The following is a 12,878-nucleotide window of genomic DNA, read 5'->3' as shown; positions in this document are numbered from 1 at the left end:
GTGCGGCCGGTGCGGATTGCCGCGCCGGCCGCACGCGGCCTCTACGGGAGTGAAGTTTCATGAATCGAATCCTGCTTGGACTGATCGGCCGGCGCATCGCGGTCACCGCGCTGACGCTGCTGATCGTGTCCGCGATCATCTTCACGATCACGAACCTGCTGCCGGGCGATGCCGCGCAGGCCGCGCTCGGCCAGTCGGCGACGCCCGAGACGGTCGCCGCGCTGCGCCAGCAGTTCGGCCTCGACATGCCGGCCCACGTGCGCTATCTGAACTGGCTCACCGGGCTGCTGCACGGCGATTTCGGCCGTTCGCTGTCCGGCGACATGCCGGTGTCGGCGATGATCGGCGGGCGCCTGCCGAAGTCGCTCGCGCTCGCGGCGATCACGACCGCCGTGTCGGTGCCGATCGCGCTGCTGCTCGGCATCCTCGCGGCGGTCAAGCGCGAGTCGGTGGTCGACCGCGTGATCAGCCTCGGCACGCTGGCGCTCGTCGCGACGCCGGAGTTCCTGATCGCGACGGTCGCCGTGCTCGTGCTCGCCGTGAAGCTGCACTGGCTGTCCGCGCTGTCGTACAGCGGCCCGATCGAGAGCCTGCACGATTTCCTGCGCGCGTACGCGATGCCGGTGCTGACGCTGTGCGCGGTCGTGATCGCGCAGATGGCGCGGATGACGCGCGCCGCGGTGATCGAGCAGTTGAGCGCGTCGTATGTCGAGATGGCCGTGCTCAAGGGCGCGAGCCCCGCGCGCGTCGTGCTGCGCCATGCGCTGCCGAACGCGATCGGGCCGATCGCCAATGCGATCGCGCTGAGCCTGTCGTACCTGCTCGGCGGCGTGATCGTCGTCGAGACGATCTTCAACTATCCGGGCCTCGCGAGCCTGATGGTCGATGCGGTCGGCAATCGCGATTTCCCGCTGGTCCAGGCCTGCACGCTGATCTTCTGCGTCGCCTACCTGACGCTCGTGCTGTTCGCCGACCTCTGCTCGATCGTGTCGAACCCGAGATTGCGGACCTGAGCGTCCCGCCCACCTTCCGAGATGCCGACCATGCACCCGACCGAACCCGTTCATCGCAGCACCGCGCTGCCGCCGTCAGGCGAACCGCGCTCGCCGTCGGGAGGCGCGACGCCGCCCGCCGCGCCGTCCCCCGACCAGCCGCGCAAGCGCCGCGCCGCGCGCATCAGACTGACGACCGGCGGCCGCATCGGCCTGTCGATGGTCGGCCTGATGCTGTTCATCGCGGTGTTCGCGCCGCTGCTCGCGCCGCACGACGTCGGCGCGATCGTCACGCCGGACGTGTTCGCGCCGTTCAGCGCGAAGCTGCCGTTCGGCGCCGACTTCCTCGGCCGCGACATGCTGAGCCGGATCCTGTACGGCACGCGGCTGACCGTGCTGCTCGCGCTCGCGGCCGTGCTGCTCGCCGCGCTGACCGGCACGACGCTCGGGCTGCTCGCGACCGTGTCGGGCCGCGCGGTCGACGAGACGATGAGCCGGCTGCTCGATGCGCTCACGTCGATTCCTTCGAAGATGTTCGCGCTGATGTTCGTCGCGGCCTTCGGCTCGTCGCTGCCGCTGCTGGTCCTCACCGCCGCGGTCAGCTACATGCCGGGCTCGTACCGGATCGCGCGCGCGCTGGCGGTCAACATCAGCACGCTCGAATTCGTGCAGGTGGCGCGGGCGCGCGGCGAGAGCGCGCTGTACATCGCGTGCGTCGAGATGCTGCCGAACATGATCCATCCGATGCTCGCCGATACCGGGCTGCGCTTCACGTTCGTCGTGCTGCTGCTGAGCGGCCTGAGCTTTCTCGGGCTCGGCGTGCAGCCGCCGTACGCGGACCTCGGCTCGCTCGTGCGCGAGAACATCGCGAGCCTCGGCGACGGCTCGGCCGTCGCGATCATGCCTGCGGTCGCGATCGCGATCCTGACGGTGGGCGTCAACCTGTTGATCGACGGCCTGCCGCATCGCGGCCGCCGCAAGGGCGCGGCCGCGGCCGCGGGAGAACACTGATGCGAGATGAATCGACTCCGCTCGTCGAGGTGCGCGGGCTGCGCGTGGTCGGCGGCCGGCCGGGCGGCGAGGAAACGACGATCGTCCACGGCGTCGACTTCGAGATCGGGCGCGGCGAGGTGCTCGCGCTGATCGGCGAATCGGGCTCCGGCAAGACGACGATCGCGCTGTCGCTGATGGGCCATGCGCGCACCGGCTGCCGGATCGCCGGCGGCTCGGTGAAGATCGGCGGCACGGACGTCTGCACGCTGTCCGCGCAAGGCCTGACCGCGCTGCGCGGTCGGAAGGTCGCGTACATCGCACAGAGCGCGGCCGCCGCGTTCAATCCGTCGCGCACGATTCTCGACCAGGTGATCGAGAGCGCGCTGATCCACAAGACGATGACGAAGCGCGACGCGCAGGCGAAGGCGGTCGAACTGTTCCGCGCACTCGCGCTGCCGGAGCCCGAGACGATCGGCAAGCGTTATCCGCACCAGGTGTCGGGCGGCCAGTTGCAGCGGCTGATGGCCGCGATGGCGCTGATCACCGATCCGGAGCTCGTGATCCTCGACGAGCCGACCACCGCGCTCGACGTGACCACGCAGATCGACGTGCTGCAGGCGTTCAAGAGCGTGATCCGGCGCTGCGGGATGAGCGCGGTGTACGTGTCGCACGATCTGGCGGTGGTCGCGCAGATGGCCGACCGGATCGTCGTGCTGAGCGACGGCGTGATCCGCGAAGCGGGCGCGACCGAGCAGATCCTGCATGCGCCGGCGCACCCGTACACGCAGAGCCTGATCGCGGCCGTCACGCCGAACGATGCGCAACGCGACGAGAAACCGGCGCCGGCCGAACCGGCGCCGCTGCTCGACGTGCGCGGTGCGGTCGCCGGTTACGGCGGCCGGACGGCAAAGGGCTGGCCCGCGAAGCTGATCCTGCACGAAGTCGACCTGCGCATCGGGCGCGGGCAGACGGTCGGCGTGATCGGCGAATCGGGCTCGGGCAAGACGACGCTCGCCAAGGTGATCGCGGGCCTGGTCCCGGCGGCGGCCGGGAAGATTCTGCTCGACGGCGAGCCGCTCGCGCTCGATATCGCCAAGCGCACGAAGGAGCAGCACCGCCGCGTGCAGATCGTGTTCCAGAACGCCGATACCGCGCTCAACCCGGTGCATACCGTCGAGCGCACGCTCGCGCGGCCGCTCGCGTTTTACCACGGGATCAAGGGCGCGCGTGCGCGGCAGCGCGTCGCCGAGCTGCTCGAACTCGTGCGGCTGCCGCCCGCGGTGGCCTCGCGGCGTACCGGCGAGCTGTCCGGCGGGCAGAAGCAGCGCGTGAACCTCGCGCGCGCGCTCGCGGCCGAGCCCGACCTGATCCTGTGCGACGAAGTCACGTCGGCACTCGATACGGTCGTCGGTGCCGCGATCATGGATCTGCTGCGCGACCTGCAGGCGAAGCTCGGCGTGTCGTACGTGTTCATCACGCACGACATCGCGAAGGTGCGCGCGATCAGCGACGACATCGTCGTGCTGTACGCGGGCCGCCGTGTCGAAACCGGTAGCCGCGACGCGCTGTGCGCGCCGCCTTATCACCCGTATTCGCATCTGCTGGTGTCGTCCGCGCCGGAGCTGCGCGCGGGCTGGCTCGACGATGCGGCCGAGCGTTGCCACCGGCCGCTGGTGCCGATCGGCGAGCGCGAGAACGAGGCCGAGCTGTGTCCGTTCCTGTCGCGCTGCGCGATGCGCGTGGACGGCGTCTGCAACCGGACGGCGCCGGCGCTGCGCACGCTCGGCAACGGCGCGCAGGTGCTGTGCCATCGCAGCGAGGAAGACCTCGCGCGCTTCCAGGCGGAACCGGCGCCGGAGGGTGCCGCGCCCGAGCAGCCGGTGCAGCTGTAGCGCGCGACACGCCGGAAGTTTGCCGCGCGCGACGTGGCAAGTGAAGCGGCGAACGGCGCACCGCATAGTCTGCTGCGGCGGTCGCGCAAAACGGCGCTTTGTGCGCGTGCCGCGCGCGAATACGCGGCAACTGCGGTTTTTGATGGTGATTAAATGATTTCCCATGAACGGCCGCCGATCGTCGTCGCCGACATGCTCGAGAAGAATCCGATGAAATTCGAATCGTACTGGCTGGATACCCGCCCCGCGTTTCGCGCCGGCTGCGAAGGGCCCGTCGAAGGGCGCGCCGACGTGGTCGTGATCGGCGGCGGCTTCACCGGCCTGTCGGCGGCGCTGGCGCTCGCGCAGCGCGGCGTATCGGTGGTCGTGCTCGAAGCCGCGCAGGTTGCGGGCGAAGCGTCCGGCCGCAACGGCGGCCAGTGCAATACGGGCGTCGCACAGGATTACGCGTCGCTGGCCGCGCGCATCGGCGCGGAGCCGGCGAAGCAGTTCTATCGCGCGTACGAAAGCGCGGTGAAGAGCGTCGAGACGATCGTCGTCGAGCACGCGATCGACTGCGATTTCCGGCGGGCGGGCAAGCTGAAGCTCGCCGCGAAGCCGCAGCATTTCGCGGGGCTCGAAAAGACCTTCGACGCGTTGCGCCGCGATGTCGATCCGGACATCGAACTGATCGAGCCAGCGCGGATTCGCGACGAAGTCGCTTCCGACGGTTTCTACGGCGGACTCCTGCAGCGCAACGGCGCGCAGATGCACATGGGCAAGTTCGGCGTCGGGCTTGCGCAGGCAGCCGTGCGCGCCGGCGCACGCGTGTACGAGCATGCGGCCGTCACGCAGCTCGAGCGGCTCGACGGCGAGCGCCACGCGATCACCTGCACGCGCGGCAGGATCGTCGCCGATCGCGTGCTGGTCGCGACCGGCGCATCGCAGCACGGCCCGTTCGGCTGGTTCCGGCGGCGCATCGCGCCGGTCGGCAGCTTCATCGTCGTGACCGAGCCGCTGCCCGACGCACAGTTGAACCGGCTGTTCCCGCAGCGCCGCGCCTACGTGACGTCGCGCCAGATCGGCAATTACTTCCGCGTGACGCCCGACAACCGGCTGCTGTTCGGCGGCCGCGCGCGCTTCGCGATGTCGAGCCCGCGCTCCGACGCGAAAAGCGGCGACATCCTGCGCGCCGGCATGGCCGGGTATTTCCCGGAACTGGCCAAGGTGCGGCTCGATTACTGCTGGGGCGGGCTGGTGGACATCACCGCCGACCGGCTGCCGCGCGCGGGCCAGCACGACGGGCTCTATTACTCGATGGGCTACAGCGGCCACGGCGTGCAGATGTCGGTGCACATGGGCCGCGTGATGGCCGACGTGCTGTACGGCGCCGCCGCGTCGAATCCGTGGCGCGACCTCGAATGGCCGGCGATGCCCGGCCATTTCGGGCACGCGTGGTTTCTGCCGATCGTCGGCGCGTATTACCGGATCCAGGATTTCCTGCACTGAAGCGACTGCCCCCGGAGGATTGGATATGACCGCACGATTCGTTTGCCCGCTCGCCGCCGGCAACGGCCGCCGCGACGGGACCGGCGGGGACACGATGGCCGGGCCGGGCGCGCCCGGCGCCGCGCCGCGCGCTGACGCGCAGGCGGCCGCATGAGGACGGCGAGCATGGTCACTCCGTTCCACGACGCGGACGAAGGCGCGACGCCTCGCGCACCGCGTGTTCCGCAGCCCGTATCGCCGGCGATCGGCGACGTGCTGCGCACGATCGATGCGTCGTTCGAGCAGCCGCTGAACCTCGACACGCTCGCGGCGGTGGCCGGATTGAGCGTGTCGCGTTTCACCGCACGCTTTCGCGGCGAAGTCGGGTTGTCGCCGCACCGGTATCTGTGCCTCGTGCGCGTGCGGCGTGCGCAGGACTTGCTGCGCGCCGGCCTCGCGCCTTCGGTCGTCGCGACCGAGGTCGGCTTCTTCGATCAGAGCCACCTGTGCCGGCATTTCCGGCGGGTACTCGGGATCACGCCGCGCGATTACGTGGTCGCGCGGCCGGGCACGCCTGCGCGACCGTCTTCGATGCGCCCGCACACCGAGCGCCGCGCAGCGTCGTGTCACGCCGCGTAGGCGCAACGGCGACGGGCACGCCTGACGGATGGCCGGCGAGCGCGCCGGCGAACGACCATTTCCGATATCGCGCGACGGTTTTCAACCCGGCCGCCGCGCACTGCACAGGAGCAGAAATGACCGCAGCTTTCGTGTTGCACCGTGCCGACGGCGCACCTTCGTCAACCGCGTTTCGCCAGCAGGCGTTCGGCGCGAACGATCCGTTCGCGCGCCATCGGGAGATCGCCTGGGAAGGGCCCGACGCGATGGCCGCCGGACGTATCGCCTTCGCCGGCGAACTCGACGTGGCGAGCTTTCCGCACATCGAAACCATCGCGATCATCGAAGGCGAGCTGACGCTCGAAGCGGCCGGCGCCGCACCGCTCGTGCTGGGCCCGGGAGAAGGGGCCGTGATCGGCGGCGGCACGGCGCTGCGCGTCACCGCGGCATCGCGCGTGCTGTTCACGTTCTGCGCGGCCGCGTGCGCGACACCGACGAAGCGCGGCGTGTTCGCGCTGCGCGCCGACGCCGACTTCAAGCCGTCCGCGACGCTGCCGCCGGAGGTCCTGCTCGGCCCCGCGCCGCAATGCCGCAGCGACAACGTGTTCGTCGACGACGGCGCCGCGTACTGCGCGGGCACGTGGGATTCGACGCCGTATCACCGGATCGTTCGCCCGCATCGCGTGAACGAGTTCATGCTCCTGCTGGCCGGCAGCGTCCGGTTCGCGGCGCCCGACGGCAGCGTGCTGTCGCTCGGCGCCGGCGACGCGCTGTTCGTGCCGCGCGGCGCGTCGATCGGGTGGGAAAGCAGCGAGCGCGTGGCGAAATTCTACGTCGTGCAGAACGTCCACGTATCTACCGAACGAGACTGACCATGTCCCCTCCGCTGCGCCTTATCGAAACCTCGCCCACGCTGCCGGCCTCGGCCGACGTCGTCGTGATCGGCGGCGGCATCATCGGCGTCTTTACCGCGTACTACCTCGCCCGGCGCGGCATGTCGGTCGCGCTGGTCGAGAAGGGCCGCATCGGCGCCGAGCAGTCGAGCCGCAACTGGGGCTGGTGCCGGCAGCAGAACCGCGACGCGCGCGAATTGCCGATGGCGAGCAAGAGCATCGACCTGTGGGAACGATTCGCCGCCGAATCCGGCGAAGACACGGGCTTTCATCGCTGCGGGCTGCTGTATCTGAGCAATGACGAGGCCGAGCTGTCCCGCTGGGCCAGCTGGGGCGACTTCGCGAAGACCGCGGGCGTGACGACGTACATGCTCGACAGCAAGCAGGCCGGCGAGCGCGGGCGCGTGACGGGCCGGCAGTGGAAGGGCGGCGTGTTCTCGCCGACCGACGGCACGGCCGACCCGGGCAAGGCCGCGCCGGCCGTGGCGGCAGCACTGATGAAGCTGGGCGGCAGCGTCCACCAGCACTGTGCTGCGCGCGGGATCGAACTCGAGGGCGGGCGCGTCGGCGGCGTGGTCACCGAGGCCGGCGTCATCAGGACGAAGACGGTCGTGCTCGCCGGCGGCGCGTGGGCGTCGTCGTTCTGCCGCCAGCTCGGCATCCGCTTTCCGCAGGCGTCGATCCGTCAGTCGATCCTGAGCGTGTCGCCCGTCGAACAGCGCTTGCCGGATGCGCTGTACACCTCCGGCGTGTCCGTCACGCGCCGCGACGACGGACGCTACGCACTCGCCATCAGCGGCCGCGCGCGCGTGGACGTGACGCCGCAGTTCCTGCGGTTCGCCCCGCAGTTCGTGCCGATGTTCGCGAAGCGCTGGCGCAATCTGCTGCCGGGCGGCCTCGAGGGCATGCGCGGCGGCCACGAAACGCTCAAGCGGTGGCGGCTCGATGCGCCGACCCCGATGGAGGCGGTGCGCATCCTCGATCCGAAGCCCGACATGCCGACCGTCACCGAAACCTATCGTCGTGCCGTCGAACTGCTGCCCGAACTGCGCGAAGCCACGATCACGCACGCATGGGCCGGGTACGTCGACAGCACGCCGGACGGCGTCCCGGGTATCGGCGAAGTGCCGGGCGTGCCGGGATTGATCCTGGCGGCGGGCTTTTCCGGACACGGTTTCGGCATCGGCCCCGGCGCCGGTCACCTGATCGCGGATCTCGCCACCGGGGCGCCGCCGATCGTGGACCCGGTACCGTATCAGCCGGGCCGGTTCGCCGATTCCGCCTGGGGCAAGGTTGCCGATTTCTAGTGTGAGGCCGTCTCGCGGACGACGGTGGCGGCCTCCGGGCTTCCGCCGTTCGCCGGCGCATGGTATCGATTCAAGGACACCCCGCAATGCATTCACCCATCGATTCACCGGTTCGTCACCTGATGGAAGCCGGCAGGCTGGAGCGCTTCTTCATCGACGGCGACTGGGTCTTGCCTGACGGCGGCGACCGGTTCGCGGTCGTCAGCCCGTCCACCGAAGACACGCTGTGCGAGATCCCGCTCGGCAATGCACGCGACGCCGACCGCGCGGTGCAGGCCGCGCGCAACGCTTTCGAGCGCTGGGCCGCGACTTCGCCGCAGCAACGCGCCGCACTGCTCGACCGCGTTCACGCGTTGATGCTGGAGCGTGCCGAACGGTTCGCGCTCGCGCTCGCGATGGAAATGGGCGCGCCGATCAATTACGCGCGCGGCGCCCATGTGCCGCTCGCGGCCGAACATATCCGGGTCGCGCGCGACAATCTGGCCAGTTATCCGTTCCAAACACTGCGCGGGACGACCGCGATCGTGCGCGAGCCGATCGGCGTCTGCGCGCTGATCACACCGTGGAACTGGCCGATCTATCAAATCACGGCGAAGGTCGGCCCGGCGCTCGCGGCAGGCTGCACGGTGGTGTTGAAACCCAGCGAGCTGTCGCCGCTCAGCGCGTTGCTGTTTGCCGAAGTGATCGCCGATGCGGGCGTGCCCGCCGGCGTGTTCAACCTGGTGAGCGGCAGCGGAACCGAAGTGGGCGCGGCGCTCGCGTCGCACCCGGAGGTCGACATGGTATCGATCACCGGCTCGACGCGTGCCGGCGTGCTGGTCGCGCAGGCCGCGGCGCCGACCGTCAAGCGCGTCGCGCAGGAACTTGGCGGCAAGTCGCCGAACATCGTATTGCCCGATGCGGACCTGTCGCGCGCCATCGCGCCGGGCGTCGCCGCCGCGTTCCGCAACATGGGCCAGTCGTGCAGCGCGCCGACCCGGATGATCGTGCCGCGCAGCGTGCTGGGCCGCGTCGAGGCGCTGGCCGTCGCGGCAACGCAGCAGCTGGTCGTCGGCGATCCGTTCGCCGACACGACGACGCATGGTCCGCTGGCCAATCGCGCGCAGTTCGGCCGGGTCGCGCAGATGATCGACGCGGGCCTCGACGAACGGGCGAAACTGATCGCCGGCGGCCCCGGGCGGCCGGCGGGATTCGACCGCGGCTTTTATGCGCAGCCAACCGTGTTTTCCGACGTCCACACCGACATGACGATCGCGCAGCAGGAGATCTTCGGTCCGGTCCTCGCGATCCTGCCTTACGATACCGTCGACGAGGCCGTCGCCATCGCGAACGACACGGTCTATGGGCTCGGCGCACATGTGCAGGGCACCGACAAGGAACGCGTGCGCGCGGTGGCCGCGCGCCTGCGCTCGGGTCAGGTCCATCTGAACTACCCGGCATGGGATCCTCAGGCGCCGTTCGGCGGGTACAAGCAGTCGGGCAACGGCCGCGAGTACGGGATCGAAGGGATGGAGGAGTACATGGAGGTCAAGTCGATCGTGGGTTTTGGCGATTGACGCAGCCGCAGCGCGCGAGCGCGGCCGCAGTACAGAATGGAAGCCGTCTACTTTCCGAAGGTGCCGACATTGGATAACCCCGACCTCCCCGAGATGTCCCTGAAAGCCCATTGCGCACACTGGGCGACCTTGCGTCGCGACCTGCATGCGCATCCCGAGTTGCGGTTCGAGGAATACAGGACGGCCGACGTCGTCGCCCGCGAGCTTGAAGATCTCGGCTATGCGGTGTCGCGCGGGCTGGGCGGCACGGGCGTCGTCGCGAGCCTGCCGGGTGCGGACCCGGGCCGCGGAATCGTGCTCCGCGCGGACCTGGATGCGTTGCCGATCCAGGAGGCCAACGACTTCGCGCACGCATCGGGCGCGCAAGGCGTCATGCATGCGTGCGGGCATGACGGGCATACCGTCATGCTGCTCGGCGCCGCGCGCATCCTGAAAGACCTGCCGCAGTTGCCGGGCACCGTGCATTTCGTGTTTCAGCCCGGGGAAGAGGGCGGCGCGGGCGCGCGCAAGATGATCGACGACGGGCTGTTCGAGCAATGTCCGACGGAAGCCGTGTTCGGCATGCACAACTGGCCCGGTTTGCCGGCCGGGCAGTTCGGGTTGCGCACCGGCGCCATCATGGCGGCCGGATGCCGCTTCAGGATCACGGTGACGGGCAAGGGCGCGCATGCGGCGCAGCCGCACCTGGGCATCGACCCCGTGCCGCTCGCCTGTTCGATGGTGCTGCAGTGTCAGACCATTGCAGCGCGGCACAAGGATCCGGTGGACCCAGCCGTCATTTCCGTCTGCATGTTCCATGCGGGCACGACGGACAACGTCATTCCGGACAGCGCCGAGTTGCGCGGGACGATCCGCACGCTGTCGTCGGCACTGCAGCAACAGTTGCAGCGCGACGTCCGGCTCGTGTGCGAAGGGCTGGCCGCGGCTTATGGTGCGCACGTCGACATCGAGTTCTTTCAGTACTATCCGGCGACGGTCAACACGCCGGCCGAGACCGCACTCTGCGAAGCGGTGATTCGCGACACGTTCGGCGACGAACGCCTTCACCCCGACGTGCCGCCGAACATGACGTCCGAAGACTTCGGCTTCATGCTGGAGGAGCGCCCGGGCGCGTACGTGCTGATCGGCAATGCGCCGGCGGGAGCGGCCGCGCCGGCGCTGCATCACCCGACGTACGATTTCAACGACGACATCATTCCGGCTGGCGTTCGCTACTGGGTCGCCCTGGCACAGCGTTACTTCACGCGATCGTCGTGAGTGCGTGCCGCAACGGCGGGCGACGTCGGATCCAATCCGGCTGAAACCGCGCGATTCGCAGGCGCTCGTACCGCGGAGACTCGAATATCGTCGGTCCGAGGTTGCCCGCGAAACGCGCGAGACAGGCGCTTTCGTGCATGCCGACCGCGCGCGCCGGTTGCTCGACCTTCGGCAGGTCGTTCAGCGAACGCGGTGGACGGCGAATCGCCGTGCGCACGAACCAGGACTGAAATGGTCCGAAGCGATCAGGCAAGTCCGTGCGCAAGCAACGAGCGTGTCAAGCCGGGGAGGTCTCCGCAGTTTCCGGTGGCCCGTCTTCACTATTCACGATACTCGTGTTCGTGCATGTGTTCATGCTCGTGCTCGTGTTCGCGCCACGGATCACGTTCACGTGGATGACGATGCATCCACGCCTCGTGCTCCCAGTAACGATGGCCGTCCCAGTAGCGGTCGCCGTGCATGCCAATCGTGACCGACACACCCGGCGCCGGGGCGGGCTCCTCGTACCTCGGTGGCGGTACGACGTAGGTTTGCGCGAAGGCCGTGCCGGCCGCGACGAGCGCGCCGCCTGCCACGAGTGTCGCCAGAATTCGGCGGTTTGCAATGGTCATGGGCTTCATAGCGCTGTCCTCCATTCAATACCCGAGAACGCGCACGTTTCGTTCCCATACGGAGCGGCGGCGCTTCGTTGCCATTTCAACCACGCCCCCGCGTTGCTTCGTAGCCAGCACCGATCCGGTGGCCGCACGCACGACGTCATCGTCGCTGCGGATTTGACATGCAATCGCTTCGAGGCACAGTGCGACGCTTAAGGGGAAGGAGTGCAGAGCATGATGATGCGAAGCGTACGCACACGCGGACAAGGTATACGGCGCACTCGTCATTTCGGTTGCGATCCGACAAAGGAACACTTACATCGGATTGAAACGAAATGGAGGGAAACGGGGAAAAGTCTGACCACGGGGAATCGAATTTGCGATCGAGGGGCGTGAAAATCCCCCGTTCCTGCCATGCCGATGTCGGGTCGAATTCGCTTCGATCCGAAGGGCCGGCCCCTGCGCGGCCTTGCGAGAAGACGTGCGCACTTGTCGGCATCACGGTTCTCCGCACCAGGCCGCCGGCGCAGAGGCGGCGAATCATAGCATCGAGGAAGGACGCGCGAGGTCGTCGTTCTCCCGCTCACTCATCCATATGCAGACGGCATAGGTGTTGCTCATTGCGCTGGCGGTGTCCGCCGCCGTGAACGCAAGCATGGCGTCACGATGGACTGATGCGCGTCCGTAACCGGCTATCTCGTGCTCATGTCAATTCAATGGATACGTCCGCCGAACAGACCGAGCAGCCCGATGATGATCAGGTAGAGCGCAACGATGTAATTCAGCAGGCGCGGTACCACGAGGATGAGAATGCCGGCGATCAGCGAAACCAGCGGGCCGGCGCTAGTGACGATATTCATGCTTCCTCCGCAAGATTGGCAACGAGTGGCCACAGCCTGCCTTGCCTCCGCCACCCGCTTCCGACGCGCGAGCCTGGCGAGCGTCCGGCCTTCGACCGTCAACTCGCTGGCCACAAGCGCGAACGCTTCAGCCGACGCAAGCGCCGTGCCTGCACCGACGTTTCCATCGCGATTCGCTCAGCGTGCCGGACGGGCATTCGCAGTTCCCGCATCCGTCAGTTTCAAGGAGCAACTCATGAACAAAGATCAGGTAAAGGGCCGCCTCAGGGAAGCAAAGGGCAAACTGAAGGAGCTGGTTGGCAAGGTCGTGGGAAATCCAACGGACAGATTGACGGGCAAGGCCGAACAGATCGTCGGCAAGACACAGGCATCATTCGGCGATGCGAAGGAGCGACTCAAGAAGCGGCAATAGAGCCTGACGTGGGAGACATCGAACTGGAAGCCATA

The 12,878-nt window shown here is 68.5% G+C and carries 12 protein-coding genes; 10 read left to right on the top strand and 2 right to left on the bottom strand.

Annotated elements, in window-relative coordinates; all coding sequences use genetic code 11:
• The first annotated feature begins 59 nt into the window (after positions 1–59).
• The 9 genes from DID98_RS14675 (at position 60) to DID98_RS14635 (ending at position 10,975) form a co-directional block, all read left to right on the top strand.
• Positions 60–1,013, top strand: coding sequence for an ABC transporter permease (locus DID98_RS14675; protein ID WP_044844269.1), 954 nt, complete (start codon positions 60–62; stop codon positions 1,011–1,013).
• 30 nt (positions 1,014–1,043) lie between these two features.
• Positions 1,044–2,003 carry an ABC transporter permease gene (locus DID98_RS14670; protein WP_124519861.1) on the top strand — a complete coding sequence of 320 codons (960 nt, stop codon included), beginning with the start codon at positions 1,044–1,046 and terminating at the stop codon, positions 2,001–2,003.
• A complete protein-coding gene (locus tag DID98_RS14665) occupies positions 2,003–3,877 on the top strand; it encodes an ABC transporter ATP-binding protein (RefSeq protein WP_124570953.1) in 1,875 nt (624 codons plus the stop codon). Before DID98_RS14670 ends, DID98_RS14665 begins: the two co-directional genes overlap by 1 nt.
• Positions 3,878–4,030: 153 nt before the next feature.
• Entirely contained in the window at positions 4,031–5,365 is a 1,335-nt protein-coding gene (locus DID98_RS14660) for an FAD-binding oxidoreductase (protein ID WP_185640852.1), read from the top strand.
• A 165-nt stretch (positions 5,366–5,530) separates the two neighbouring features.
• Entirely contained in the window at positions 5,531–5,983 is a 453-nt protein-coding gene (locus DID98_RS14655; RefSeq protein WP_124570952.1) for a helix-turn-helix domain-containing protein, read from the top strand.
• Positions 5,984–6,099: 116 nt separating this feature from the next.
• Positions 6,100–6,834, top strand: a complete 735-nt coding sequence (locus DID98_RS14650; protein WP_124519858.1) for a cupin domain-containing protein — start codon at positions 6,100–6,102, stop codon at positions 6,832–6,834.
• Positions 6,835–6,836: 2 nt separating this feature from the next.
• Entirely contained in the window at positions 6,837–8,162 is a 1,326-nt protein-coding gene (locus DID98_RS14645; RefSeq protein WP_124487269.1) for an FAD-binding oxidoreductase, read from the top strand.
• An 86-nt stretch (positions 8,163–8,248) separates the two neighbouring features.
• Complete coding sequence (locus DID98_RS14640) at positions 8,249–9,718, top strand: aldehyde dehydrogenase family protein (protein WP_124570951.1); 1,470 nt, start codon at positions 8,249–8,251, stop codon at positions 9,716–9,718.
• Positions 9,719–9,811: 93 nt separating this feature from the next.
• Entirely contained in the window at positions 9,812–10,975 is a 1,164-nt protein-coding gene (locus DID98_RS14635) for a M20 aminoacylase family protein (protein ID WP_409362338.1), read from the top strand.
• 320 nt (positions 10,976–11,295) lie between these two features.
• Here the strand turns inward: DID98_RS14635 and DID98_RS14630 are convergent, their stop codons facing one another.
• A complete protein-coding gene (locus DID98_RS14630; RefSeq protein WP_044844263.1) occupies positions 11,296–11,595 on the bottom strand; it encodes a hypothetical protein in 300 nt (99 codons plus the stop codon).
• A gap of 689 nt (positions 11,596–12,284) precedes the next feature.
• Positions 12,285–12,431 carry a DUF3096 domain-containing protein gene (locus DID98_RS14625; RefSeq protein ID WP_082088472.1) on the bottom strand — a complete coding sequence of 49 codons (147 nt, stop codon included), beginning with the start codon at positions 12,429–12,431 and terminating at the stop codon, positions 12,285–12,287.
• Positions 12,432–12,666: 235 nt separating this feature from the next.
• Here DID98_RS14625 and DID98_RS14620 point away from each other — a divergent pair, with 235 nt between their 5' ends.
• Entirely contained in the window at positions 12,667–12,843 is a 177-nt protein-coding gene (locus tag DID98_RS14620; RefSeq protein ID WP_124519856.1) for a CsbD family protein, read from the top strand.
• The last annotated feature ends 35 nt before the right edge of the window (positions 12,844–12,878 follow it).

This window comes from Burkholderia sp. Bp8984 (assembly GCF_003853755.1).
GTDB lineage: Bacteria > Pseudomonadota > Gammaproteobacteria > Burkholderiales > Burkholderiaceae > Burkholderia.
Note: the sequence above shows the minus strand (reverse complement) of the source record. Positions and strands in the feature narration are given on the sequence as shown.

Bases quoted from the DNA above. Each gene is read 5' to 3' on its own strand.
- DID98_RS14655 (WP_124570952.1), top strand. From the start codon at position 5,531: ATGGTCACTCCGTTCCACGACGCGGACGAAGGCGCGACGCCTCGCGCA.
- DID98_RS14650 (WP_124519858.1), top strand. From the start codon at position 6,100: ATGACCGCAGCTTTCGTGTTGCACCGTGCCGACGGCGCACCTTCGTCA.
- DID98_RS14635 (WP_409362338.1), top strand. From the start codon at position 9,812: ATGTCCCTGAAAGCCCATTGCGCACACTGGGCGACCTTGCGTCGCGAC.
- DID98_RS14625 (WP_082088472.1), bottom strand. From the start codon at position 12,431: ATGAATATCGTCACTAGCGCCGGCCCGCTGGTTTCGCTGATCGCCGGC.
- DID98_RS14675 (WP_044844269.1), top strand. From the start codon at position 60: ATGAATCGAATCCTGCTTGGACTGATCGGCCGGCGCATCGCGGTCACC.
- DID98_RS14660 (WP_185640852.1), top strand. From the start codon at position 4,031: ATGATTTCCCATGAACGGCCGCCGATCGTCGTCGCCGACATGCTCGAG.
- DID98_RS14665 (WP_124570953.1), top strand. From the start codon at position 2,003: ATGCGAGATGAATCGACTCCGCTCGTCGAGGTGCGCGGGCTGCGCGTG.
- DID98_RS14640 (WP_124570951.1), top strand. From the start codon at position 8,249: ATGCATTCACCCATCGATTCACCGGTTCGTCACCTGATGGAAGCCGGC.
- DID98_RS14630 (WP_044844263.1), bottom strand. From the start codon at position 11,595: ATGAAGCCCATGACCATTGCAAACCGCCGAATTCTGGCGACACTCGTG.
- DID98_RS14620 (WP_124519856.1), top strand. From the start codon at position 12,667: ATGAACAAAGATCAGGTAAAGGGCCGCCTCAGGGAAGCAAAGGGCAAA.
- DID98_RS14645 (WP_124487269.1), top strand. From the start codon at position 6,837: ATGTCCCCTCCGCTGCGCCTTATCGAAACCTCGCCCACGCTGCCGGCC.
- DID98_RS14670 (WP_124519861.1), top strand. From the start codon at position 1,044: ATGCACCCGACCGAACCCGTTCATCGCAGCACCGCGCTGCCGCCGTCA.